This window comes from Sporosarcina sp. P12(2017), assembly GCF_002743035.1.
Classification (GTDB): Bacteria; Bacillota; Bacilli; order Bacillales_A; family Planococcaceae; genus Sporosarcina; species Sporosarcina ureae.
In genome coordinates this window covers 22,294-46,115 of the sequence record NZ_PDYL01000008.1, presented here as the reverse complement: position 1 = coordinate 46,115, position 23,822 = coordinate 22,294, and the positions used below count along the sequence as shown (strand labels likewise).

General features: G+C 40.5%; 26 protein-coding genes. 5 read left to right on the top strand and 21 right to left on the bottom strand.

Features of this window, described 5'->3' with window-relative positions; translation table 11 throughout:
• Window positions 1-22 precede the first annotated feature (22 nt).
• Together CSV80_RS07980 and CSV80_RS07975 are read left to right on the top strand one after the other, a co-directional pair.
• Window positions 23-1,555 (top strand): AbgT family transporter, encoded by a 1,533-nt coding sequence (locus tag CSV80_RS07980; protein ID WP_099670389.1) that lies wholly within the window; start codon window positions 23-25, stop codon window positions 1,553-1,555.
• Window positions 1,556-1,672: 117 nt separating this feature from the next.
• Window positions 1,673-2,242 carry a nitroreductase family protein gene (locus CSV80_RS07975; RefSeq protein WP_099670388.1) on the top strand — a complete coding sequence of 190 codons (570 nt, stop codon included), beginning with the start codon at window positions 1,673-1,675 and terminating at the stop codon, window positions 2,240-2,242.
• A 102-nt stretch (window positions 2,243-2,344) separates the two neighbouring features.
• Here CSV80_RS07975 and CSV80_RS07970 read toward each other — a convergent pair whose 3' ends face one another.
• Window positions 2,345-3,292, bottom strand: coding sequence for an NAD(P)H-dependent flavin oxidoreductase (locus tag CSV80_RS07970; protein ID WP_099670387.1), 948 nt, complete (start codon window positions 3,290-3,292; stop codon window positions 2,345-2,347).
• 63 nt (window positions 3,293-3,355) lie between these two features.
• On the opposite strand from CSV80_RS07970, the gene CSV80_RS07965 reads away from it, so the two are divergent.
• Window positions 3,356-3,883: a gamma carbonic anhydrase family protein gene (locus tag CSV80_RS07965; RefSeq protein ID WP_029054011.1), complete on the top strand. Its 528-nt coding sequence runs from the start codon at window positions 3,356-3,358 to the stop codon at window positions 3,881-3,883.
• A 53-nt stretch (window positions 3,884-3,936) separates the two neighbouring features.
• On the opposite strand, the gene paaX is transcribed toward CSV80_RS07965, so the two are convergent.
• From paaX to CSV80_RS07865, 20 genes are all read right to left on the bottom strand, one after another.
• A complete protein-coding gene (paaX, locus tag CSV80_RS07960) occupies window positions 3,937-4,797 on the bottom strand; it encodes a phenylacetic acid degradation operon negative regulatory protein PaaX (protein ID WP_099670386.1) in 861 nt (286 codons plus the stop codon).
• Between the two features lie 95 nt (window positions 4,798-4,892).
• Complete coding sequence (locus tag CSV80_RS07955) at window positions 4,893-5,669, bottom strand: enoyl-CoA hydratase-related protein (protein ID WP_099670385.1); 777 nt, start codon at window positions 5,667-5,669, stop codon at window positions 4,893-4,895.
• A gap of 36 nt (window positions 5,670-5,705) precedes the next feature.
• Window positions 5,706-6,911: an acetyl-CoA C-acyltransferase gene (locus CSV80_RS07950; RefSeq protein ID WP_099670384.1), complete on the bottom strand. Its 1,206-nt coding sequence runs from the start codon at window positions 6,909-6,911 to the stop codon at window positions 5,706-5,708.
• Entirely contained in the window at window positions 6,908-7,780 is an 873-nt protein-coding gene (locus CSV80_RS07945; protein WP_099670383.1) for a 3-hydroxyacyl-CoA dehydrogenase, read from the bottom strand. The genes CSV80_RS07950 and CSV80_RS07945 overlap by 4 nt, the downstream gene beginning before the upstream one ends.
• Window positions 7,781-7,874: 94 nt before the next feature.
• On the bottom strand, window positions 7,875-9,389 hold the full coding sequence (locus CSV80_RS07940) for an aldehyde dehydrogenase family protein (protein ID WP_099670382.1): 1,515 nt from the start codon (window positions 9,387-9,389) through the stop codon (window positions 7,875-7,877).
• Between the two features lie 14 nt (window positions 9,390-9,403).
• Window positions 9,404-10,177, bottom strand: a complete 774-nt coding sequence (locus CSV80_RS07935; RefSeq protein ID WP_099670381.1) for an enoyl-CoA hydratase-related protein — start codon at window positions 10,175-10,177, stop codon at window positions 9,404-9,406.
• A 14-nt stretch (window positions 10,178-10,191) separates the two neighbouring features.
• Window positions 10,192-10,968: an enoyl-CoA hydratase/isomerase family protein gene (locus CSV80_RS07930; RefSeq protein WP_099670380.1), complete on the bottom strand. Its 777-nt coding sequence runs from the start codon at window positions 10,966-10,968 to the stop codon at window positions 10,192-10,194.
• A complete protein-coding gene (locus CSV80_RS07925) occupies window positions 10,965-11,270 on the bottom strand; it encodes an EthD family reductase (protein ID WP_029054019.1) in 306 nt (101 codons plus the stop codon). The genes CSV80_RS07930 and CSV80_RS07925 overlap by 4 nt, the downstream gene beginning before the upstream one ends.
• A 14-nt stretch (window positions 11,271-11,284) precedes the next feature.
• Entirely contained in the window at window positions 11,285-11,788 is a 504-nt protein-coding gene (gene paaD, locus CSV80_RS07920; RefSeq protein WP_099670379.1) for a 1,2-phenylacetyl-CoA epoxidase subunit PaaD, read from the bottom strand.
• A gap of 24 nt (window positions 11,789-11,812) precedes the next feature.
• The gene (gene paaC / locus CSV80_RS07915; RefSeq protein WP_199083948.1) at window positions 11,813-12,622 is read right to left on the bottom strand and encodes a 1,2-phenylacetyl-CoA epoxidase subunit PaaC; all 810 of its coding nucleotides are present in this window, start codon (window positions 12,620-12,622) and stop codon (window positions 11,813-11,815) included.
• Window positions 12,619-12,966, bottom strand: coding sequence for a 1,2-phenylacetyl-CoA epoxidase subunit PaaB (gene paaB, locus CSV80_RS07910; RefSeq protein ID WP_099670378.1), 348 nt, complete (start codon window positions 12,964-12,966; stop codon window positions 12,619-12,621). The genes paaC and paaB overlap by 4 nt, the downstream gene beginning before the upstream one ends.
• A gap of 16 nt (window positions 12,967-12,982) precedes the next feature.
• Window positions 12,983-13,936, bottom strand: a complete 954-nt coding sequence (paaA, locus tag CSV80_RS07905; RefSeq protein WP_099670377.1) for a 1,2-phenylacetyl-CoA epoxidase subunit PaaA — start codon at window positions 13,934-13,936, stop codon at window positions 12,983-12,985.
• Between the two features lie 123 nt (window positions 13,937-14,059).
• Window positions 14,060-14,299, bottom strand: coding sequence for a ferredoxin (locus CSV80_RS07900; RefSeq protein WP_099670376.1), 240 nt, complete (start codon window positions 14,297-14,299; stop codon window positions 14,060-14,062).
• A gap of 37 nt (window positions 14,300-14,336) precedes the next feature.
• Complete coding sequence (locus tag CSV80_RS07895) at window positions 14,337-15,371, bottom strand: NAD(P)/FAD-dependent oxidoreductase (protein WP_099670375.1); 1,035 nt, start codon at window positions 15,369-15,371, stop codon at window positions 14,337-14,339.
• Between the two features lie 257 nt (window positions 15,372-15,628).
• A complete protein-coding gene (locus CSV80_RS07890; protein WP_099670374.1) occupies window positions 15,629-16,804 on the bottom strand; it encodes an ABC transporter substrate-binding protein in 1,176 nt (391 codons plus the stop codon).
• Between the two features lie 17 nt (window positions 16,805-16,821).
• Window positions 16,822-17,562: an ABC transporter ATP-binding protein gene (locus CSV80_RS07885; protein WP_099670373.1), complete on the bottom strand. Its 741-nt coding sequence runs from the start codon at window positions 17,560-17,562 to the stop codon at window positions 16,822-16,824.
• Window positions 17,559-18,338 carry an ABC transporter ATP-binding protein gene (locus CSV80_RS07880; RefSeq protein ID WP_099670372.1) on the bottom strand — a complete coding sequence of 260 codons (780 nt, stop codon included), beginning with the start codon at window positions 18,336-18,338 and terminating at the stop codon, window positions 17,559-17,561. Before CSV80_RS07880 ends, CSV80_RS07885 begins: the two co-directional genes overlap by 4 nt.
• A 4-nt stretch (window positions 18,339-18,342) precedes the next feature.
• The gene (locus tag CSV80_RS07875) at window positions 18,343-19,380 is read right to left on the bottom strand and encodes a branched-chain amino acid ABC transporter permease (RefSeq protein WP_099670371.1); all 1,038 of its coding nucleotides are present in this window, start codon (window positions 19,378-19,380) and stop codon (window positions 18,343-18,345) included.
• Window positions 19,380-20,258, bottom strand: a complete 879-nt coding sequence (locus CSV80_RS07870; protein WP_029054029.1) for a branched-chain amino acid ABC transporter permease — start codon at window positions 20,256-20,258, stop codon at window positions 19,380-19,382. Before CSV80_RS07870 ends, CSV80_RS07875 begins: the two co-directional genes overlap by 1 nt.
• Window positions 20,259-20,288: 30 nt before the next feature.
• Window positions 20,289-21,617, bottom strand: a complete 1,329-nt coding sequence (locus CSV80_RS07865) for a phenylacetate--CoA ligase family protein (RefSeq protein ID WP_099670370.1) — start codon at window positions 21,615-21,617, stop codon at window positions 20,289-20,291.
• 549 nt (window positions 21,618-22,166) lie between these two features.
• On the opposite strand from CSV80_RS07865, the gene yedE reads away from it, so the two are divergent.
• On the top strand, window positions 22,167-23,375 hold the full coding sequence (gene yedE, locus CSV80_RS07860; protein ID WP_099670369.1) for a selenium metabolism membrane protein YedE/FdhT: 1,209 nt from the start codon (window positions 22,167-22,169) through the stop codon (window positions 23,373-23,375).
• Window positions 23,365-23,604 carry a sulfurtransferase-like selenium metabolism protein YedF gene (gene yedF / locus CSV80_RS07855; RefSeq protein WP_029054032.1) on the top strand — a complete coding sequence of 80 codons (240 nt, stop codon included), beginning with the start codon at window positions 23,365-23,367 and terminating at the stop codon, window positions 23,602-23,604. Before yedE ends, yedF begins: the two co-directional genes overlap by 11 nt.
• Window positions 23,605-23,822 lie beyond the last annotated feature (218 nt).

Below are 23,822 nucleotides of genomic sequence, written 5' to 3'. Positions count from 1 at the left end.
TTTCAAGTGGGAGGAGATTATCATGGATAAACAGAAAAAAGGATTTTTCCAGAAGTTTTTGGATATGATTGAGAAAACCGGTAACCGATTGCCACATCCGGTTACATTATTTGCTGTTTTGGCTTTATTGGTAATCGTCATCTCGGCAGTAGTCTCTTACTTCGGGGTTAGTGCAGAACATCCGGGTAAAGAAGGCGAAATGATTGAAGTAAATAATTTACTGAGTAGTGAAGGTATTCATTACATCATTACGAATATGACCGATAACTTTATCGGTTTCGCTCCGCTTGGTGTCGTGCTGATCACGATGCTTGGTATTGGTGTCGCGGAAGGTTCAGGATTGATCAGTGCTTTACTTCGCGGCTTTGTAATGTCTGTTCCAAAACGAATGATCACGCTTGGATTAGTATTTGCAGGCGTTATGTCGAGTGTAGCGTCTGACGCAGGCTACGTTGTCTTGCCACCACTTGGTGCGGTATTGTTCGCAGCACTTGGAAGACACCCTCTTGCGGGTCTAGCAGCTGCTTTTGCCGGGGTCTCCGGTGGGTTCAGTGCAAACTTGCTACTTTCGGGTACTGATGCATTACTCGGCGAATTGACGATCATGTCCGCAGCGATCATTAATCCCGAATATGCAGAAGGTATGAATATTGCCATGAACTACTACTTCATCGCATTTTCTGTTATCGTTCTGACATTCGTTGGTGCGTGGGTCACAGAAAAAATCGTAGAACCTCGTCTTGGCGAATATACCGGTGAATTCCGCGAGAAAGTTGAAAAGCTAACTCGTCTTGAAAAGAAAGGTTTGATTTTGGCAGGTGTTTCTGTCGTTATTGCAGGAGCATTGGTTGCGCTTCTTGTTATATTCCCAGGTGCTCCGTTGCGTGGAGATGAAGCTGATATGCCGATTATCAAATCACCATTCATGAAATCGCTCGTGCCAATCATTGCATTTATGTTCTTTGTGCCAGGTCTTGTCTACGGTAGAGTAACGAAATTGATTCGTAATGACAAAGACGTAGCCGCCATGATGTCGACGACGATGTCTGCAATGGGGATGTTTATCGTGCTTTCTTTCACAGCAAGTCAGTTCGTCGCATTCTTCTCTGAGTCAAATATGGGCTTAGTGTTAGGTGTTTACGGTGCAAACTTCCTTGACAGTATTAGTTTAACAGGGATTCCTTTGTTACTGATGTTCATTGTCATTGCGGCGTTCATTAACTTGTTCATCGGTAGTGCATCAGCGAAGTGGGCCATGATGGCACCGGTTTTCGTACCGATTATGATGCAACTTGGCTATTCTCCTGAACTGACACAAATGGCGTATCGCGTGGCGGATTCTTCAACTAATATCATTTCACCGCTCATGACTTATTTCGCGATCATCATTGCCTTTGCGCAGAAGTACGATAAGAAGATGGGAATCGGGACGCTCGTTTCCGTTATGTTCCCATACTCCATGTTCTTCTTGCTGTTCTGGAGCGTAACGTTAATTATCTGGATGTTGCTAGGTATCGACCTCGGACCTGGCTCCCCTATTTATTACTTGAAATAAGATGACCCATACCCCGTAAGTGCATTCATTGCTCTTACGGGGTTTTTTATGATAGTATAGTAGTTGATAATGGTTTTCATTTAGAATGATTCTATCTATCAAAAGGAGTTTTTAATTATGGATTATGAAGGAAAGAATGCTGTAGAGAAATCGATCATGGGCAGACGCTCCATCAAGAAATTTAAAAAAGACCCGGTCGATATAGATGAACTAATAGAACTACTCAACGTCGCAAAATGGGCACCGAATCATAAATTGACTGAGCCGTGGCGCTTTCAGTTGTATGTTGATGAAGGCAAAGAAAGATTTATCGAGGCGTTTTTAACGTCCCAAGAAAGAGATGGGAATATACCTGATAAAGCACAGAATAAAGCAGAATACTTCCGCGATATTCCTCTACATTTAGTCGTCATCATGCCGGAAGACTCACGTAAAAAACGTTGGGATGAAGATTACGCTGCAATTTCTGCGATGATCCAGAACTTTCAGCTGGCTGCATGGGAACGCGGGATCGGCATGATCTGGCGCACGAATGACTGGACACATGACCCGATATTTAAAGATGCGATCGGTGTGAAATCAGATGAAAAGATTGTCGGAACACTAATGATCGGCTATCCGAAACATGTACCCAAGCCTGAGGAACGTATGGATATTCGAAACGTACTGACTGTTGTCGACGAATGAACTACTATAACGTTTATATGTAAATTCATGTTATGGCTTTAAATATAAAACGCTTGCCCTCAAAATTGAGAGCAAGCTAATTTTATATTAATCAGTATTCGTTCACAGCAAATCTGCAGTGCGCTTGCACGCTTCCTTCGCTTCTTTCATCATACGCTCAATAAGCTCTTGAACGGTTGGAACATCGTCTATTAATCCAGCCACCTGACCGCTATTGATATATCCGTTCTGCATGTCACCTTCAATAGCACCTAACTTATGCTGTTCTTCAGTTGTTGCTTTATTAAACTCTTCTAGCGTCATTCCTTCTTTTTCACGCTTTTCTAAAGTTGCTACATAATCGTTTATTAATACTCTCCTTACTCGCCCCACTTTACGGCCAATAATTCTCGTTTCTACGTCTGATGCGTCTACTAGACGTTGCTTATAGCGTTCGTGTGCCTGCATTTCCTGAGTAGCTATAAAGCGCGTGCCCATCTGAACACCTTCGGCACCTAAAACAAGCGCTGCAGCCAAACCTTTTCCATCGCCTACTCCACCTGCTGCTACGACAGGAATCTGAACATTTGCAGTGATTTGCGGGATCAATGTCATGGTAGTTAATTCAAGCGGTGAGTTGATTCCAGCAGCTTCAAACCCCTCTGCCACTACTATATCTGCTCCAGCTTCTTCCGCTTTTACTGCATGTTTAACTGATGCTATGATAGCCATAACCTTGATTCCATGATCGTGTAAAGATTGAATGTATGGTGACGGATTTCCTGCTGATAAAGATATAACCGGTACCTGGTGTTTAATAACTAACTCTATTAGCTCTTCGACGTAAGGAGTTACATTGATAGCAATATTTACCGCAAAAGGACGCGAAGTTATAGACTTCAAATCAGTAATTTTACGATCAACCTCTGCTATAGTGGAGGTTCCACAACCGATTGTGCCTAAGCCACCAGCTTCTGAAATAGCCGCTGCCAATTTAGGGCTACTAATATCGCCCATCCCTCCTTGAATGATTGGATATTGGATAGATAATACATTACATAACGAATTCATACAATACACTCCCTTTTATGTTATACTTTATCATATATTTCATTATATTGAAGGAGGAAACTCATGATTATACCTTATAATAAGAAAAGTCCGGTAATTGATGCATCCGCTTTCATTGCCCCAGGTGCTTATCTGATTGGCGATGTGACAGTTGGTGAAGAATCTACAATATGGTTTAACTCTGTACTACGCGCAGACGAGGGTGCGATTGTAATTGGCAAGCGCTGTAGTATACAAGATAATTCTACAATCCATCTATATGAAGATGCACCTGTTGAAATTGAAGATGAAGTGACCGTCGGACATAATGTGGTATTGCATGGTTGCAAAATCCAAAAACGTTCTATTATTGGCATGGGTTCAACTATTCTCGATCACGCCGACATTGGAGAAGAGTGTATTATTGGTGCGAACACTTTAATTCCTTCTGGAAAGGTTATTCCGCCACGTTCATTAGTGATCGGTTCTCCTGGAAAAGTTGTCCGACAATTGAACGATCAAGATCTGGAAATGATTCAGCTGTCTATTGATACGTATGTTCAAAAAGGAAAAGACTTCAACCTTATTTTACAAAACGAACTGAGTGTTTAATATATTGTGCATCAGAAAAGCCGTGAGCGTAAATATGCTCACGGCTTTTTCCGTCATTTTATAATCAATGGATTATCTTCAGCATCATAAGTAGCATCTTTTCTACTTATATCATTATCTTTTTCAAATATATGTTCGAAAAAACGATTGGCAGGTTCAGCAAGTAGCTTATAATATTGTGCAAATAAATGGGCTGAGTGTGTTCCGCTCCACATCTCAGGAAGAAGTTCCTTTGGCAAACCAGGATCAATGAACAAGAATTTTCGATATTCATGCACTAAATTAGTGCGTTCTACAAAACACTGAGCGTCCGACAACAAACCACTTTCCATTTCACTCGTTGCCACGACAAACTTTTGACTATATATCGAAATAAATTCTCCATACTTTTTCTCGATCTCTTCAAGAGGCCAACTCTTGGCAACCAACTCTTGGTTTGACCTTGGTCCCGTGTACTTTGAGAGAAATAAGTCAGCATGCTCTTCAATCTCATATTTTGCTATTAATAAGCGTACTTCTTTTGCCAAATCATTCGGCGTAATCCAACAACCATTCGTAAAAGTACCGAATCCGCTCCATAAAAGCTCTTTTCGCAATTCATCACGGAGTTGTCGTTTGTCTTCAGGTATGTTGTACATCAACATACGCCATTGACCATCCCACTCATGAGGCTCTAATTTAAAAATACGCGATGCAGCTTCCTCGATACGAGAAACTCCACGGTCCGTTAAGTAATAATAACTTTTTCTTCCTTCACGTTCTGTTTCAAACCAGCCTTGTTTCATCATACGAGATAGAACAACGCGTACAGCTTGTTCATTATGGCCAAACTCTTTCATCAACCGAATCAAGCTACCGATCCAGATTTTATTTCCATAATGGCGAACGTAATCACCAAAAATTGTAAATATCATAGATTGTGTATTAGAGATAGAAAAAACCACTCTTTCTATAAAATTATTCGGTTCCTTCTCTCCATTATAACCGTTGGCCAATAATGATGACAAGCTTATGTGCCTTGGAATTCCGGTTCACGCTTTTCATTGAACGCTTGTAAGGCCTCAACGCGGTCCTCGGTCGGGATAACTAATTCGTATGCTTTCGTCTCAATTGCAAGACCTGTACGAAGGTCAGTATTTAAACCCTCATTAATTGCATATTTAGCTTGTTTAATTGCAACAGGGCCATTTTTCATAATAGCTTCTGCTAATTCTTCGCAAGATACCAATAAGTTATCTGATTCTACTACTTTTAATACAATACCTAGCTCTAATGCTTCTGCAGCAGTCAAGCGTTTGGCTGTGAATATAAGCTCTTTTGCTTTCATCACTCCAACTAATCGAGGTAGCCGTTGTGTGCCTCCCGCCCCTGGAATGATAGCCCAACTCGTTTCAGTCAAGCCTAACGTAGCGTGACTAACAGCGATCGAGAAATCGCAAGCCAGCATCAATTCAAAACCACCACCAAGTGCATGACCATTTACAGCGGCGATTGTAGGCTGAGGTAATTCTGCGATGCTGTTGAACACGTCACGAATAGCTTTTACGTTACGGCGCACTTCCGATTCGTTAAGTGTCTTACGTTCTTTTAAATCCGCTCCAGCACTGAATGCCCTTTCCCCTTCTCCTCTAAAAATCACAGCTCTGATATCAGGGGCAATATGGAGAGTCTCTACTATTTCTTTTAGTTCTTTTAAGGCAGGGTAATTAAAGCAATTCAAAGATTCAGGCCGATTGATTGTGACATAAGCAATACTGTTTTCAATTTCCAATAAAACTGGTTTCATTATATAAGCTCCTTTATGCGTCAATCGTAATTGGTTTTATGCTTCAGGCTTTTCTACGATCATTGCTATACCTTGTCCAACACCTATACACATAGTTGCCAGACCGTATTGCGTATCACGCTTATTCATTTCATATATTAACGTCATCAAAATACGTGCTCCACTTGCTCCGAGTGGATGTCCGTATGCAATTGCTCCACCATTGACATTTACTTTCTCTGTATCCAATTCTAGTTGGCGAATACATTCGAGCGACTGAGAAGCAAATGCTTCATTTAATTCTACTAAGCCTATGTCATCAATTGTTAAGTCTGCACGTTTTAAAGCTTTGCGCGATGCATCAATTGGACCTAGTCCCATCACTGCCGGCTCAAGACCTGCCACTGCTCCTATAACATACTTCGCGAGTGGCTTTAGTCCGAGCTCTTTCGCTTTTTCCGCACTCATTAATAAAAGAGCTGCTGCTCCATCATTTACCCCTGATGCATTACCTGCTGTAACTGTGCCACCTTCAAATATCGGTCGTAGTTTTGCTAATGCCTCGACAGATGATTCTGGACGTGGATGTTCATCCCGATCCACAATGATTTCTTTGCCTTTACGATCTTTATATACAACTGGTACAATTTCTTTGCTGAATGTACCTTCCTCCATTGCCTTTTTTGCTCTGCGTTGACTTTCATATGCAAAAGCATCTTGCTCTTCTCGCGAAATGTTATAACGTTCCGCTACATTTTCCGCTGTTTTCGGCATAGTGTCAGATCCGTACATTTTTTCTAATTCCTTATTAGTAAAGCGCCATCCAATAGTCGTGTCATACATTTTCATATCTCCACGTGGATACTCTACTTCGGGCTTCCCCATCACAAATGGCGCGCGTGTCATACTCTCCGTACCGCCCGCAATGAAGACATTCCCTTCGCCGGCCATGATCGCTCTTGCTGCATACATAACTGCATCGATACCGGATCCACATAAGCGGTTAATAGTTGTTCCGCCCACTTCTATAGGCAATCCTGCAAGCAATGCAGACATACGAGCCACATTACGATTATCTTCACCTGCCTGATTCGCATTGCCAAAAATCACTTCTTCAATTTCTTCAGTAGGAAGACTTGGGTTTCTTTCAATTAAGGCTTTAATTACTGTTGCACCCAAATCGTCGGGACGAACTGCTTGTAACGCTCCCTTATATCTTCCAAATGGTGTACGTACTGCGTCAACGATTACAACTTCCCTCATGATTTCACCATCTCCTTGTTATCCGTATAATCATAGATCCCTTTTCCACTTTTTCTACCGAGACGTCCAGCTTTGACGTATTGTTCTAGCAGAGGGGCAGGACGATATTTTTCACCCAGTTTCTCATGGAGATATTTTAAGTTATTCAAGCGTGCATCCAGTCCGACTAAATCTACTAATTCAAACGGTCCCATAGGATAGTTGAGGCCTAGTTTAATTGCTTTATCAATTTCTTCAGGTGAGCCTAAACCTTCTTGCAACATGTAGAACGCCTCGTTTCCGACAAGCGCGCTAATTCGGCTTGTGACAAACCCAGGAAATTCATTGATGACAACCGTTTCTTTCCCCATTTTAACGGCTACATTTCTAATGACCTCTGCTGTTTCATCACTTGTCTCTAGCCCGCGTATAATTTCTACAAGTGGCATTTTATGTACGGGATTAAAAAAGTGCATGGCAATAGTTCGTTCAGGACGCTGACCGTACGATGCAATTTCAGTAGGACTCATAGTTGACGTATTTGTTGCAAAGTAACAAGAAGCAGGTGCATTTTCTTCAATCGTTTGGAAGACTTGCTTTTTAATATCCGAAACTTCAGGCACCGCTTCAATTACTAGATCCGCTGTTTTTGCTGCTATTGCTAACTCTGTTTCAAAATGAAGATTACTACGAATATCTTTTGCCACTTGTTGCGTAATTTTCTGTCGTTCCAAACCTTTAGTGATGATTAACTCAATTTCTTTCTCTGCATTTCCCAATGCTTGTTCATTAATATCTACGATGGTGACAGAATACCCACCTAAGGCACTTACATAAGCAATACCTCTACCCATCACACCAGAACCAACAACTACAATATTTTCAATCATTTGATTTCCCCCTTTAATTGGCTATTTTATATTTATAGTAAGAAAGAACAGAGGCATGCTAAGTAGCCCCTGTTCCTTTTTAACGTAATGTTTTTTACAGTCCGAATGGGTTTAATGGGCGAGATCCATAGTAAGACATGATACTCTTTGTCTCGGAGTAAAGATCTAATGTTTCAATAGCTAACTCGCGTCCAAATCCTGATTGCTTGTATCCACCGAATGGTGTTCCAGGGAAAGCAGAGAATGGTGAGTTAATCATGACGATACCTGCTTGAATTTTATTTGCTACACGTGTTGCACGTGCGCCGTCTTTAGACCACACAGATGATGCCAGACCGAATTCCGAGTCATTCGCCAATGTGATCGCTTCTTTTTCATTCGAGAACTTGGATAGTACAACGACAGGGCCAAAGATTTCTTCTTGTACTACGCGCATTTCTTGCGTCACGTTACCGATGACTGTTGGTGAATACCAGAAACCTTTTTCAAAGCCTTCAGGGTGTATTTGCTCACCGCCAGCCAAAATTTCTGCCCCTTCGTCAATTGCCGATTGTACATATTCTTTTACAGTATCCAATTGTCCTTGGTCAATTACTGCTCCTACATGTGTTCCTTTGCTGAACGGATCACCAAGAACGATACGATTAGTTTTTTCAACGAATTTCTCAACGAACTCATCATACACATCTTCATGAATATAAATACGTGAACGTGCGTCACACGACTGTCCAGTGTTATTGTAAATACCATAGATAGAACAATCTACTGCTTGATCAATATCCGCGTCTTCAAAAATTAGGCTTGGTGATTTTCCGCCTAACTCTAATGTGACACGCTTCAATGTGCCAGAAGCACGTGCCATAATATCTTTACCAATCGGTGTAGATCCTGTGAAAGCTACTTTGTTTACTAACTCATGTTCAACTAGATAGTTTCCAATTTCAGAACCTGAACCTGGTAAGATATTAACTACACCTTCTGGAACTCCTGCTTCGTGGCAAATTTCTCCCAAGACAATTGCTGTCAGTGGTGTAAGGGATGCAGGTTTAATAATTACAGAACAACCTGCCGCAAGTGCCGGTGCAACTTTCCAAGCTGCCATCATTAGTGGATAGTTCCATGGAATGATTTGAGCACATACGCCAACCGGCTCTTTTTCCGTATAGTTGTGGAATTGGCCAGGTACGTTATTTACAGAGCCGCGGTGTGAAACTAGTGCCCCTGCATAAAACTCAAAATCTTCTACAGCCTGATTAATCTGAGCTTGTGCTGCCGAAATAGTTTTACCCGTATTCAGTACTTCTAGTTCTACTAATTCGCTAAAACGACTTCTCATGATCGCTGCAATTTTATTAAGTACACGAGCACGTTTTCCTGTTGGGGTAATTTTCCACTTTCCGTTATCAAATGCATTACGTGCTGCTTCAATAGCGCGTTGTGCATCTTCTTGAGTTGCTTTTGCGACTTCCGCTAAGAGCTCTCCTGTTGCCGGATTATAGACTTTTGTCCGAGCACCATTGCTGCTCTCTACTTGCTCTCCGTTGATAAACAATTTATAGAAATCACGCTTCATAGTTTGTGCAACTTCTTGCTCTTGAATTTTCGTCATTATAATTCCTCCTCTTATTTTCCAGTAAATTCAGGATTTCTTTTGTCTTTAAATGCTTCGATACCTTCTACATGATCTTTAGTCAATCCGGCAATTCGCTGACTTTCTGCTTCGCGTTGAAGATATTCTTCAAACGATAGTGTTTGAACATCATTCAATCCTCTTTTAATTAGTCCAATTGCCTTAGTTGGCTTCGTAGCAATACCTTTTGCGAACGCTTTCACTTCTACCTCAAAATCTTCTTGAGAATAAACTCTCGTTGTTAGCCCCAAATCCAATGCCTGTGCTGCAGTGATTTTCTCACCTAGAATTGAAATTTCTGCTGCTTTCGCTGCACCAACTAATTGCGATAGATAAAACAGATTGCCAGAGTCAGGAATGAGTCCTACATGTATGAATGCATTTATGTAGCTGGCTTTCTCAGACATCAAACGGAAATCACATGCTAAAGCTAGACTAAAACCTGCTCCAGCCGCTACTCCATTGACTGCTGCGATAATCGGCTTTTCCGATTTCTTTATTTCCAAAATCATTGGACCGTAGTGATCTCTTAGTACTTGCCCATGATCCATTTGTTCGTTAACTTCTGACAGATCTTGGCCTGAACAGAACGCTCTACCTGCACCCGTTACGACGATGCATCTTACATTTTCGTCCTTTGAAGCCATACGCAGCGCTTCTTTAATTTCACGATTCATCTGAGCTACGAATGCATTTAATTTATCAGGACGATTCAATGTAAGCCAAGCAATACCATCTTTCAACTCGTATTGAATTGTTTCAAACATAGAAAATCGTCTCCTCATCTTCCTTTATATACCGGTTTTCTCTTTTCGACAAAAGCTTGCATTCCTTCTTTTTGATCCTCCGATGAAAACAAGAGATAGAAGTTCTTTCGCTCATACTGCATACCTTCATACAGTGGATAGTCAACCGCCTTGTTAACTGAATCCTTAATCATTCGGATAGCAAGTGGCGGCATGCTAGCGATCTTATTTGCAAACCGTAAAGCTTCTTCGTGCAATAGCTCTGGAGAGACGATTCGGTTGATCACTCCGTATTCTTGTAATTCATTAGCTTTGATTCGCTCACCTGTCCATAGCCACTCTATCGCTTTCGCACGTCCTACTAACTTAGTTAAGCGTTGTGTCCCGCCAGCTCCAGGCATAACACCTAAAGTCACTTCAGGGAATGAGAACTCTGTGCCATCCGCGGCTAATAGAACATCGCAGCAAAGAGCAAGTTCAAAACCTCCACCAAAAACAAATCCATGAACTGCACCGATGACGGGCTTTTTGATGAGAGGAATCTGATCCCAGTCAGCAAACTGATTCAATAATTCGAGACTCATTGAATCTGCGCCAGCCATCTCATCTATATCAGCACCGGCAGAGAAAGCTTTTCCTTTGCCTACTAGCAAAATTACTCGTACTTCGTCATTTCGATCAAATGATTGCATCGCCTCAAGAATTTCACCAACCATATTGCGATTTAAAGAGTTCAGTTGCTTAGGTCTGTTTAATTCAATTACGCCGATTTGTTGATCGACCGATGTTTCTATGAATTTGTAAGCTGTCATTCGCTGTCTTCGCCAATCATTAAAGTGACTAGCTTACCAGCGAAGCCCATCAAGTCTTTTCCAGAAGCTTTTCCTTCATCAGAGCTCAAGCCTGCTTTTAATGATGCTGCATCGTCATAGATCATTTCACACATCAAGTAATACGGTGGTTCTCCACCCATTGGGCTACCAGTGAACTTAGTTACTTTCATTTCACGCAAGCCAGGAATCTTCGCTGTGATTGGTGAATGAACATTGAAGTAGTGCTCATCAAATTCCTCTTTATTTTCAGGGTGTTTGTATAACGCGATTAATTTAGCCATTTAAATTCCTCCAATTACATTATTGTTGATACTGGTTTCATTGCTTCGAAAGGAGTTTTACAACTCTTGCAATATAAAATACTTCTACAAGCCGTTGGTCCGAATATATTTTCCATCGTTACGTAGGTTGAATCACAATACGGACAATCCACGTGCCAAGATCCATCTTCTTCTAAATGACGCGGTGGAGCAGCGATCCCAAACTCTTTCAATCCTTTTTGTCCATTTTCTGTAACTCGATCTGATGTCCAAGGTGGACTGAAAATAAATTCTACTTCGACGCTTTTGGCACCGGGCAGCCCCATCACTGCATTCTTAGTATTTGTTCGGATGATTTCAAGTGCCGGGCAACCTAAAAACGTAGGCAATAATGTTACCTTGATCTGTTCGGGTTCGATATCCACTTTTTCCACCATTCCAAGATCTACTATACTGACCGTATCAATTTCAGGGTCCTTGACGCTTTCAAGCACCTTCCAGACTTCTAAGTTTTGTGAGTTTTTTGCTAGAGCTACCATTTCCAAAACACCTCTTTCTTTCTATTACCAGTTTGTAGCTGTATCGAGTCTGTACACCTCAGAAAGTGTATCGATTGCCGTTTGCAATTCATCTGTGTGTTGTCCATTACGTCCATTTAATTTCGGTTCAGGGATGATCGGTAAATCCAATTTCAATTTTTCGAAAGTTGGGCGCAATGCTTCAAGCCAATTATTTTGTATCTTTTCTTCCGAATCTATTAAGTCAAATCGTTCAATCAATTCTTTTTGTTCTCCATAAGAGAATAGATCTCCCATATCATCAACAACTAGTTTAAGCGCGCTAACCATTTTACTTTTTGCTTCTTCAGTTGAGCTTAGTAGTTGTTCGAACCACAACTTCCAATGCATGACATGGTAATAGAGTTCCATGCTTACTTTTACAGCAATTTCGCGAAGTGGTTCGTATGAGCTTTCTCTAAGTGAATTGATTTTTGCTCTTTTCGCTTGTGTATAGAAGTAACTTCTAACTACTGTATAGGCCCAATCATATTGAGGTGTGTCCATATAATAACCGTCACCGTTGACACGTTCAGTCAAAACACTATTCTTTCGTTCTTGCGCAGAACGTAAGTGAGCGAGATCATCTGCTTTGCCTAATCCCAAGTCCTCTAGCAACTTATAATACATAGCTGCATGACCCATCGAATCTTGTGTAATGGAGGATGACGCAACATCTTCTTCTATATGTGGAGCTAGCCCCAACCATTCAGAGCCACGATATGAAAACAGAAAATCATCATCCGCTAATTGGAATAAAAGCGTTTCTACTGCCTTTTTCTCTTCCGCACTCATCATTCTTTCTACGTTACTCATTTTTCTTTACCTCCTGCCCAGGATAAGATTTCCTTCTCATCAAGCATTTCTTGTTCGTATTTACGCCATTTTTTACGTAAGTATCCATAACCTTTTGTAGTACGGTACTCTTTGTTATCCAGACGTTTCAAAGAAAGACGCTCTTCTTCATCCATACCGCGAATATTCTTTTTATTTACGACCCATATATCCACAACAGGCTCACGACGCATAAAGTTTTCTTGTGCCATCATAAGTGCCATGTCTTCATTTGGCGCTAGCAAATCAAATTGGTGCTGGAATGACGCAGCATGGGTACGCTTACTGAATACTTCAAATTCCTGGTAAAATGTTTTCTCTGACATATTCTCCATCGCTCCTTTATTCAACAACTGCACTTAACGCTTCACGTACCCACGCATTGTTCTCGTATGACGAACGGCGTAGATTAAGACGCGCTTGTGATTTTGGCCCATTATTCTTAATAATATTTTTAAATTCTGTCCAGTCGGGTTGCTGGTAAACCCAATGTTCTTTCTCCTGATCGAAATGCAATGTATCGTCCGGAATTGTTAAACTGAGCGATAGAATTCTCGGAATGTATTTATCCAGGAAGCTTTGGCGTAATTCTTCATTTGTGTTCTTCCGGATACGATATTTAATAGTTGCTTCTTGCTTCGATGCACCTGTCGTAGCTTTACTTGGAGGTCCAAAGAACATAAGAAGTGCTGGCCACCAGCGGTTAAGTGCATCTTGCACCATTGCTTGCTGTTCTTCTGTTCCTTCAGCAAGTGCCATGATAATCGATTCTCCGTGCTGCGCGTGGAATACTTCTTCTGCACAAATACGTTGTAGTGCCTTAGCATACGGCCCATAAGATGCATCTAGCATATTCGTTTGTGTAATGATTGCTGCCCCGTCTACTAACCAACCTATTAATCCTGCATCTGCCCAAGTCTTTGTTTCCATATGAAATACATTGTGAAACTTCAGATCCTCATTAAATAGATCCTGCATGATATCACCGCGAGTTTTACCATATGGCTTCATTAAATCTTCTGCTACGCGTAATAGTAGTTGTCCGTGACCCATTTCATCCTGTACTTTCGCCATAATTCCAAGTTTGCGGTATAGTGAAGGCGCTTTAGGTACCCACTCTTTCTCAGGAAGCGCTCCCATAATTTCACTAATTCCGTGCATGGAAATAAGTTTAATTAATGTTTGGCGATACTCCTCGGGCATCCAATCATCTGCCTGGATCTTATCGCCACTTTCTATACGTTCCATGAAATACTTCATCTTTTCATCTGCGGTCATCGCTGTCATCGTTACCATTTATCTGATTCCTCCTTTAGATTTTGAAAAATTAATACCACTAGAAACGTATTTACAACGACCATATATAACAAACTTAATGATTTTTGCGTAAACTTTGTTATACTTGGTCTCAAAAAAATACTAGACCTCTTCCAAAACGATTGGATGTTCCGATACTTTAATGGAGTCAGTTGGGCAGCCCTCAACCGCATCATCCAAATCATCCAGTAAATCCTCATCGACTTCTGCTGAACCCTCATTATTATCTAGATGTACGAATGCAAAACCTTCATCATTATATTCAAAAATGTCAGGTGCACTTGCTCCACAAGCACCGCACGCTATGCAAGTTGATTGATCAACAATAGTATGTGTAGCCATAAAAGGTGTCCTCCTTTATTCTAATTTAGTCAAATGTTCAAGAGATGACCGGGACTTTTTTCTGATCTTGCTTTTCCTTTTTCTCCATTAATGTCGTACTATGTGTTGCTTGAACTTTAGCCGTTGGATCAATGTAGACCTTGGCGTTACTAACTGCCGTGGGTGCTTCTCCAAACCCGCTAGCTATAAGTTTAACTTTTCCTGGATACGTACAAATATCGCCTACAGCATAAATACCTTCAATGTTAGTTTCCATTTTTGAATTAACGACAATGCTGTTCTTTTCTATTTCTAGTTCCCAATCCTTGATAGGACCAAGTGAAGACACAAAACCATAGTTGACTATCACTTCGTCAATTGTGATTTCTTCCACCTCATCTGACTTCATTTTACTAAGAACAATTTTTTCAATATTATCTTCACCAATAAATAATGATGGTGTATACGGTGTTTTAATTTCTACTTTGGAATTCATTAAGTTCTCAACGCTAGCTTCATGTGCGCGGAATTTATCGCGGCGATGAACGAGTGTTACTTTGTTCGCAATCGGCTCAAGCATCAAAGACCAATCTACCGCAGAATCTCCACCACCAAAAACCTGTACATTCTTTCCTGCAAAGTATTGTAAATCTTTAATAAAGTAATGTAAGTTTTTACCCTCGTATTGTTCAGCGTTTTCAATTTCAATCTTTCTAGGTTGAAATGCACCATTTCCTGCAGTAATAATAATTGCCTTAGAATAATGTGTTTCTTTATTCGTTTTGATTTTGAAGTTCCCGTCTTCTTGCTTAGTCACTTCACGTACCTCTTGTTCAAGTGTGATATTTGGTTCAAACTGAGACATCTGCTCAACTAGATTGTCAATAAGTTTTTGTCCAGTGATTTTCGGAAAACCTGCAATATCGTAAATATACTTCTCTGGATACAAAGCTGTTAGTTGACCGCCAAGTTGTGGAAGACTCTCAATCAAATTTACCGACATTTGACGCATACCTGCATAAAAGGATGTAAACAAACCCACAGGGCCGCCACCAATTATTGTTATATCATAAATTTTCTGTTCATTACTCATATGCTGTACTCTCCTCTCTTTCGGAAGGAAATTAATCCTTTTAAGTATAACGTATAATTAACGTTGTTATCGTTTTTTGTTATACTTAGTATCTTAAATCAATGTGTAAGCGTTGTCAACAATATATTCAGAATAATTTATTTCCATTTTAAAATTTCATGACATTGCGTCTGTACCGTGTATTCCTAGATAGATTAGTCATTTCTAAAAGAACTTTTCATACAAAAAGCACTGCTATGGCGCAGTGCTTTTCTATCTCATTCAATATAGGTCCATTTCCCATCCTTAACAGTTGCCATCACAAAGCTCTCCGGTCCAAGCCCATTATGATCATCAGCTGTATAATTATAAACTCCTGTTGTACCGACCCAGTCTTTAATATTCTCTTCTAAATAATCACGGATAGCTTCACGATCGGTAGCTCCGTTCTTTAATGCTTCTACCGCCAACATCACATTGTCATAGCCATAAGAACCAAAGTTAGTCGGTTCGCTATCATACTTTTCTGTATACTCATTGTAGAACTCTGATAATACACTGTGCTGTATATCATCTTTAGGAATCTGGTCTGGGAATAATAGCTTTCCAGTTGGAATTACTACACCTTCTGCAGCTTCTCCCGCCAAGGAGATAAAGTTTTGATTTGCAATGCCATGACTTCCAAACACCGGTAACTTTATTCCTAGATCATGTGCATTCTTTGCAATTACAGCTGGTCCAGGATTAGTTCCCCAAACGACAATTGCTTCTGCTTTTGCACTATTAATCTTTGTCACTTGCGTACTCATATCAGGATCTTGCGTATTATAGCTTTCTTTTGCTACGATTTTAATATCATAGTCATCTGCTAAAGCTTCCAATTGCTCTAAGCCACTTGAGCCGAACGCATTAGAATCACTAATCGTACCAATTTTATTAATTCCTTGTTCATTTAAATACATATATACCCGTTCAACTGCTTGTCTATCCGATTGCGGTGTTTTAAATACCCATTCTGCATCTTCAACAGGTTCAACGACATGCGCACTTGCTGCAGCCGAAATCATAGTAACTTTTTGTTGCAAGGCGATTCCTTTCATAGCAAGGCTTTCACCACTACCTGAAGACCCGAGTAACGCTAATACTTTTTCGTCGTTCACTAATCGATTAGCTTCTTGTGTTGCTTTTTCCTGGCTGGATTCGTCATCCGCCAAGATGATCTTTAGCGGAATGCCATTAATCCCACCATCTGCATTGATTTTTTCTTCTAGTAGTTTTGCCGCATTCCATTCAGGTTCGCCTAACGGACTGTTTGGACCCGTTTTTGAATAAATTGCACCGATCTTATACTCTGTCAGTTCTCCATTTTCGGACTTCGCGTCTGTGTCGCTACATGCGGCTAGCACCAATGAAATTATAACTGCTAGAAATAACATAGTTAATTTTTTGAACATCTTCTCATCCCCCATCATCAATGTACTGTGTGGCCTAAATAAGCTTCTTTTACTTCCGGATCATTCAATAATTCACTTGAACTGCCGCTTTTAATGATTTCACCATGAGAAATGACATACCCTCGATCAGCAACTTTAAGGGATGCATGTAAATTTTGTTCTATTAATAAAATCGTTGTTCCAAACTGCTTACGTAAATCGCCAACGAGTTCTAATACATCTTTCGCTACAAGAGGAGCGAGTCCTAGTGTAGGTTCATCTAATAGCAATAAATCAGGCTCTGCCATCATTCCCCGTGCAATCGCAAGCATTTGTTGCTGACCACCAGACATCGTTCCACCCATTTGATCTTTTCGATCACTTAATATCGGAAATAATTCGAAAACTTTTTTGATGTTTTCTTCTATTGCTTGCTTGTTTGTAGTTTTACGATGATGGTAAGCACCTAAATATAAATTATCCAACACAGTCATTGTAGAAAAAATTTGACGATGTTCAGGTACATGAATTAAGTGTTTCTCAACAATTTTTTCCGCTTCCATTCCTGTAACATCAGTACCTTGATAAATAACCTGGCCGCTTGTCGGTCGAAGCAATCCGGACACAGTTTGTAAAAGAGTTGTCTTACCTGCTCCATTTGCACCTAGTAAAGCGACAATTTCTCCCTGATTAACAGACAGTGATACACCATTCAATGCTTGAATCGGCCCATAGCTTACAGAACAGTCAAGTACCTCAAGTAGCTTTTGTTCACTCATACGACTTCCTCCTCGATCTCAGTACCTAAGTAAGCCGCAATTACCGCTTCATTCGCTTGAATTTCTTTTGGGGTTCCCTCTGCAATCTTCATTCCCTGATCCAAAACAACAAGTTTGTCGCAAATACTCATGACTAGATCCATATCATGCTCGACGACTAGAATGGTTACACCAGACTCACGTACTCTTTTAATCAACTCGCTCATTTCAGATGTCTCACTATGATTTAAGCCTGCTGCAATTTCATCCAATAGAAGCAGTTTAGGTTCTGTAGCGTAAGCACGAGCAAATTCCAATAGTCGCAATTTCCCTAATGACAAACTGGATGCTTTCTGATCGTAAAGTGATTCTAGATTGAAGAAACGTAAGATGTCCATCGCCTCTTCATATACTTTGCGTTCTTTTCTAGTTATGCCAAGCAACATGGAAGTAACTCCTGAAAGGTTTTGCTTTGTTCTCATATGCTGGCCTACCATGACATTCTCAATCACTGTCATATTTTTAAATACTTGTAGGTTTTGGAAGGTACGTGAAATGCCTAATGGAGCTACTTTATATGAAGGAAGAAGATCAATCTTCTTCCCACAAAACAGAATACTTCCTTCAGTCGGTGGAAATATAGAAGATATCATGTTGAACATTGTGCTTTTCCCTGCTCCATTGGGGCCTATCAACCCGACGATTTGTCCTTCATCGACAGAGAAGCTGACTTCACTATTTGCTACAACTCCACCAAATCTTTTTGTAATTGACTCTACTTGCAACAATGTCATCATCTCCTCATTCTGAAACACTTCGTTTTATCGGTGTGATGGCTACAGACGCTTTCTTTTCTACTCTCTTTATAGTTGTATTTTTTAACCAGTCTACTACTGTTGGGAATAGACCTCTTGGCATAAAGATAACGACTAATATCAAAATCAATCCATAAATCACGTGTTCCGAATCACTAGTGATGAAGGTGAATTGCTCGCCAAGTGTATGAACAGTAATCCCAATCATACGTATTAGTAAAGCTCCTATTAATGCCCCCCACACACTTCCACTTCCGCCGAGAACGACCATTGCCAAGAAAAGTATGGATGCATCAAATGTAAAGGCAGAAGGAGATATGCTATAGCTCATGTGGGCAAACAACCAGCCAGCCAGTCCTGCAAATACTGCGCTCAAGATAAACACCTGCATTTTATACCTGCCTGTATTTACCCCCATCGAGCTGGAAGCAATTTCGCTGTCGTGTATAGAACGGAGTGCACGTCCAACCCGAGAATGAACAATGTTAAGCGAAAGAATTAAAACTAGTAAAACAAAAAACCATACTAGAAAATAATAGGGAACACCTTGATTGATTGTCATACCGAACAATGTCAGCTGCGGGATACCGTAAAATCCTGATGCCCCCATTGTAATTCCCTTACCTTCAACAAGAAGGCCGTGAACGATAATACCAAGAGCCAATGTTGCCATAGCTAAGTAATATCCACTTAATCGAGACATCGTATATCCCATGAAGAAAGCTAGAAGAGCTGGAACTAGTAAAGCTATAGGCAAGCTAAGCCAAGGACTCCACCCCCACGTAGCTGTCAAAATAGATGTAGTATATGCTCCCACTCCATAAAACGCTGCTTGTCCTAAGGATATTTGCCCCGCATAGCCCATTAATAGACCTAGACCGATGGCTATAATAGCGTATATACCTGCAAAAGTAGCCTGTGTAATAAAAAATGATTGGGTGACTATCAATGGAAATATAAGGATGGCGACAATGAATACAACTACGCCCCACCACTTCGTCTGTTGAACGCCTTGTAATTTCATTACAAACCTCCCTTTCCAATAGTTTTTTCACCCAAAATTCCATTGGGTCTTATTATCAATATAAGCAAGAATATTGAAAATGTAATAATATCTTTCATTCCTGAACTAACATAGCCCGCTCCCATGGATTCGAATAGTCCAATTAGCAAACCACCTATAACAGCTCCAGGCGCACTACCTAGTCCTCCTAAAATTGCCGCTGAGAATCCTTTAATGCCTAACATAGCACCCATATCATATGCTGGGAAAATGATTGGTGCGATCGCAAGGCCCGCGATTGCTCCGAGTGCAGCGCTCAACACAAAGGAGAAGGAAGACATTCTTTTCGGACTAATTCCCATTAATCTTGCAGCCATTGGATTAACAGAGGATGCTTGGAATGCTTTTCCAAGCATTGTTTTATCGATAAACATGTACATGAGACCGACAACTAACAGCATGATCAAGACAACCCAAATTGATTGGGGTGTAATGGAAGCGCCTCCAATAGTGACAGGAGTATTCTCGGTGAAAGGTGCTACCGTATGCTGGTCTTTCCCCCATACCATGCTACTGATCCCACGGATGAATATCGAAGTTCCAATCGTCAAAATGATTAAGCTGATCGCATCAGCACCTTTGGCTCTTCGTATCAAGAGGAATTCCATTAGCCAACCGATAAGTGTCACAAAGAGAATCGTAGCAATAAAGGAAAGCCAATATGGCACACCCACTGATACGAGTGAAAACATAGTCAATCCGCCAAGCATGACGAATTCTCCTTGAGCTAAGTTAATTACTTTTGTGACACTATAAATGGTGACGAAGCCAAGGGCGACAATTGCATAAATACTTCCAATCGTAATTCCCGTTAATGTGAACTGTAATAAATCTTGCACTCACTTCACGCCCTTATCCAGTTGTTATTGTTATACACTTACAGGCGAACTATTACGCTTATCTACAACACGAGTTGCTTTTCCTTCAGATCTTGGAAGAGCTTTCGGTGCATTGCATACAACATCTACTGAAATTAAACACGAATTTTTCAATTTGTGCTGGATCTTTCGCTTCATATTCATGATGGATTCATGAAGTAAGTCACACCCAACTTGTTCATATAGAGAAATCTCAATCTCGATATGTAATTCAATAGCATCCATAACTCCTTTGCGAATTAATTGAATTTGATAAACAGGTGACAATCCTTCTATTTGAAGTAATTCTCGTTCAATCTCAGATGGAAAAACATTTACTCCACGCACGATGATCATGTCGTCTGTTCTTCCTTTAACACGTGACATACGAGTCGTTGTTCTTCCACACTTACATTTCTCATGAGTAATTGATGCAATATCTCCTGTACGGTAACGGATGACTGGAAGCGCTTCCTTTTGCAAGCTAGTAAACACTAATTCACCTAATTCTCCATCAGCAACAGGTTCAAGGGTATCCGGGTTAATTACTTCTACAAAGAAATGATCATCTGCAATGTGCAGTCCATCTTGAGCTTCATGACATTCAGACGCAACACCAGGTCCCATAATTTCGCTTAATCCATAAATATCTACAGCTTTAATTCCTAGTTTGTTTTCTAATTTTAGACGTATTTCTTCAGACCAAGCTTCTGCCCCAAATATCCCATAGTCTAGATTTGTATCACGAGGATCCATTCCCAGTTCTTCCATTTTTTCGATAATACTCAAGACGTAAGATGGAGTCCCACAAATTCCACGTGGCTTAAGATCATTGATGACCGTGATTTGACGTTCTGTGTTTCCTCCAGAAATCGGTATTGTAGCTACACCTAACTCATCTGCACCTTGATGAAGACCAAGCCCTCCTGTAAACAAGCCATAACCATATGCATTATGGAAAACATCAGACTTCCTTCCGCCTGCTGCGACGATAGCGCGTGCCACTAAAATTCCCCAATTTTTAAGATCACGCTCTGAATAACCGACAATCGTTGGCTTTCCACTTGTTCCAGATGAGCCATGAATCCTTGCAACATCGTCTACAGGAATCGCAAATAGTCCATATGGGTACTGATCGCGGAAATCTTTTTTCTTTGTGAAAGGTAGTTTCTTAATATCCTCTAATGATCGAATATCTTTGGGCTTAATTTGCAATTCATCAAACTTTTGTTTATAAAAACCAACATTTTCATATACGTTTTCCACCGTCTTCTTTAACCCTATAAGTTGTAGTTCTCGCTTTTCGGAAATGGATGCGCTTTCAATCTCTGGATTGTACATAGATAAATCCTCCCTTTTCTCTCATATTACTCTATACGAATATAACGCATATAAAACGATAACTCTTCTATCCGTTATACATAGCAATACATTAATACAACCTTTTCATTAAGTCAACACTAATTTCTGAATATTCTCTTTCAAACAAACTTTATAGACTATTAATTTAGTAGACAAAATACTAAATAAGTAGGTGTATTTAAATGAGATCCTATTTTATGAAATTAATGTTTTTATTAATAACGATATAAATCATGCCGTATAAATAACGTTATATTAATTGCGCTTTTCTTATAAGAGGAATAGTTTATATCGCTATTTATTATAAAAAATAAATATTCTGTATATAAATATATGTATATAAATAATATTGCAAAGTTAATTATTTGAATAGAATAGATATACCCAATCATCTCACACCTCTAATGAAATATTAGTCCATTCCTTCCTTTTTAATAAAAATAAATATTTTTCTTAGCATCTTCTCACTTGATTTCTGCAAAATTAGGAATACACTAGAAAAAGAACTTTTATAAGGGGCAACTACACATGAAGAGAATCATTCAACCTATTTTCCAACACTATTGGAACCCCTATGTCGTCTTATTAATAGCTGGTATTCTTAGTGCTTTGTATTTTGGCTTAACTTCCACCGTCTGGGCAGTAACTGGTGAATTCACAAGACTCGGAGGCGACCTCCTGTTATTACTCGGAGTCGATATCTCGGGCTGGCAATACTTTGATATGGTGCATCTACAAGGTGAGACGTGGAACCGACCAGATGGCTGGATTGTCTGGGGAATGTTCGCAGGTGCGCTCATTATGGTGTTGCTTAGCAATAACTTCAAAATCCGTCTGCCGCAGCAAAAGCGGCGCTATGTACAAGGATTAATTGGCGGAATCATCGCAGGATTTGGGGCGCGTCTAGCACTTGGCTGTAACTTAGCCGCATTCTTCACAGGTGTTCCCCAATTCTCTTTTCACTCATGGATTTTCATCGTAGCAACAGGTATCGGGACTTTCTTCGGTGCCAAACTGACGAAAACACGTTGGTGGAAAGGCAAACCTTCATTGATTCGGGGGAATGCAAAGCCTACGCAACTTAAAAAACGTATAATCCAACCGTATATCGGTGCAGTGATTGCCGTACTTTACATCGGACTCACTATGTACTTCTTCACGTCGGGACAAAGACTGCTTGGCTTAGGCGCGCTATTTGGTCTCGCATTCGGTATTCTAATCGAGCGCGGACAAATTTGTTTCACTTCTGCATTCCGTGATTTATTTCTCGTTGGACGTAGTATTATGGCAAAAGCAATTATTGTAGGAATGGCCGTCAGTTCTATTTTGACGGTCATTGTTATTTCGATCTATGATCTAACGCCAATCACACAAATCGCAGCACTTAGCACGTTTGTAGGCGGTATATTATTCGGTCTAGGCATCGTGATGGCGTCAGGCTGTGAAACAGGTATGATGTATCGCTTGATGGAAGGCCAGTTGCTATTTTTACCGGTTTTTGTGGGTAATATTATTGGCGCTACGTTTCTTGCCTACGCATGGGATCATCTTGGTGTCTCTAATGCATTGGTCAAGGGTGGAGCAAAAATCAATCTGCTCGATACATTCGGACCGATTGGTGCAATTTCTGCCACACTGCTAATGCTTGGAGGACTCTATGCATTAACAGTATATGGAGAAAAACGCTACCATCGTAAATTAGCAATTAAGAGAGGAATGAATATACATGCAAGCTAAAGTAGAAGCGGACTTCACACTCGACCTTCGCGGTGAGTCTTGTCCCTACCCTGTTATTTACACATTGGAGACACTCGAAGGTATGAACAAAGGTGAAATGCTGCAAGTCATCACCGATTGCCCGGGCTCTTTCCGGAATGTGCCAGAAGAAGCGATTGCTCACGGTTACAAATTTGCGCAAGATCCGGTAAAGAACGGTCAGGAATATCTATTTCATATTTACGCATGAGAAAAGGCAGCTATCCATGATTAAGATAGCTGCCTTTTCATTTCCTCACAATTAAATCATATATTCTTTTCCAACGGCTTTGACGGGATCTCCCTCCCCGCTCAATCGTGATCTCCACCCTCTATTTTTCCAATTCGTCATAAGGCGCCCCTTCAAAAATACGGATTCCATCTTTTACACCCTGACGCACCCATTTTATAAACGAAGCCATCATAATA

Bases quoted from the DNA above. Each gene is read 5' to 3' on its own strand.
- CSV80_RS07980 (WP_099670389.1), top strand. From the start codon at position 23: ATGGATAAACAGAAAAAAGGATTTTTCCAGAAGTTTTTGGATATGATT.
- CSV80_RS07975 (WP_099670388.1), top strand. From the start codon at position 1,673: ATGGATTATGAAGGAAAGAATGCTGTAGAGAAATCGATCATGGGCAGA.
- CSV80_RS07970 (WP_099670387.1), bottom strand. From the start codon at position 3,292: ATGAATTCGTTATGTAATGTATTATCTATCCAATATCCAATCATTCAA.
- CSV80_RS07965 (WP_029054011.1), top strand. From the start codon at position 3,356: ATGATTATACCTTATAATAAGAAAAGTCCGGTAATTGATGCATCCGCT.
- paaX (WP_099670386.1), bottom strand. From the start codon at position 4,797: ATGATATTTACAATTTTTGGTGATTACGTTCGCCATTATGGAAATAAA.
- CSV80_RS07955 (WP_099670385.1), bottom strand. From the start codon at position 5,669: ATGAAACCAGTTTTATTGGAAATTGAAAACAGTATTGCTTATGTCACA.
- CSV80_RS07950 (WP_099670384.1), bottom strand. From the start codon at position 6,911: ATGAGGGAAGTTGTAATCGTTGACGCAGTACGTACACCATTTGGAAGA.
- CSV80_RS07945 (WP_099670383.1), bottom strand. From the start codon at position 7,780: ATGATTGAAAATATTGTAGTTGTTGGTTCTGGTGTGATGGGTAGAGGT.
- CSV80_RS07940 (WP_099670382.1), bottom strand. From the start codon at position 9,389: ATGACGAAAATTCAAGAGCAAGAAGTTGCACAAACTATGAAGCGTGAT.
- CSV80_RS07935 (WP_099670381.1), bottom strand. From the start codon at position 10,177: ATGTTTGAAACAATTCAATACGAGTTGAAAGATGGTATTGCTTGGCTT.
- CSV80_RS07930 (WP_099670380.1), bottom strand. From the start codon at position 10,968: ATGACAGCTTACAAATTCATAGAAACATCGGTCGATCAACAAATCGGC.
- CSV80_RS07925 (WP_029054019.1), bottom strand. From the start codon at position 11,270: ATGGCTAAATTAATCGCGTTATACAAACACCCTGAAAATAAAGAGGAA.
- paaD (WP_099670379.1), bottom strand. From the start codon at position 11,788: ATGGTAGCTCTAGCAAAAAACTCACAAAACTTAGAAGTCTGGAAGGTG.
- paaC (WP_199083948.1), bottom strand. From the start codon at position 12,622: ATGAGTAACGTAGAAAGAATGATGAGTGCGGAAGAGAAAAAGGCAGTA.
- paaB (WP_099670378.1), bottom strand. From the start codon at position 12,966: ATGTCAGAGAAAACATTTTACCAGGAATTTGAAGTATTCAGTAAGCGT.
- paaA (WP_099670377.1), bottom strand. From the start codon at position 13,936: ATGGTAACGATGACAGCGATGACCGCAGATGAAAAGATGAAGTATTTC.
- CSV80_RS07900 (WP_099670376.1), bottom strand. From the start codon at position 14,299: ATGGCTACACATACTATTGTTGATCAATCAACTTGCATAGCGTGCGGT.
- CSV80_RS07895 (WP_099670375.1), bottom strand. From the start codon at position 15,371: ATGAGTAATGAACAGAAAATTTATGATATAACAATAATTGGTGGCGGC.
- CSV80_RS07890 (WP_099670374.1), bottom strand. From the start codon at position 16,804: ATGTTCAAAAAATTAACTATGTTATTTCTAGCAGTTATAATTTCATTG.
- CSV80_RS07885 (WP_099670373.1), bottom strand. From the start codon at position 17,562: ATGAGTGAACAAAAGCTACTTGAGGTACTTGACTGTTCTGTAAGCTAT.
- CSV80_RS07880 (WP_099670372.1), bottom strand. From the start codon at position 18,338: ATGATGACATTGTTGCAAGTAGAGTCAATTACAAAAAGATTTGGTGGA.
- CSV80_RS07875 (WP_099670371.1), bottom strand. From the start codon at position 19,380: ATGAAATTACAAGGCGTTCAACAGACGAAGTGGTGGGGCGTAGTTGTA.
- CSV80_RS07865 (WP_099670370.1), bottom strand. From the start codon at position 21,617: ATGTACAATCCAGAGATTGAAAGCGCATCCATTTCCGAAAAGCGAGAA.
- yedE (WP_099670369.1), top strand. From the start codon at position 22,167: ATGAAGAGAATCATTCAACCTATTTTCCAACACTATTGGAACCCCTAT.
- yedF (WP_029054032.1), top strand. From the start codon at position 23,365: ATGCAAGCTAAAGTAGAAGCGGACTTCACACTCGACCTTCGCGGTGAG.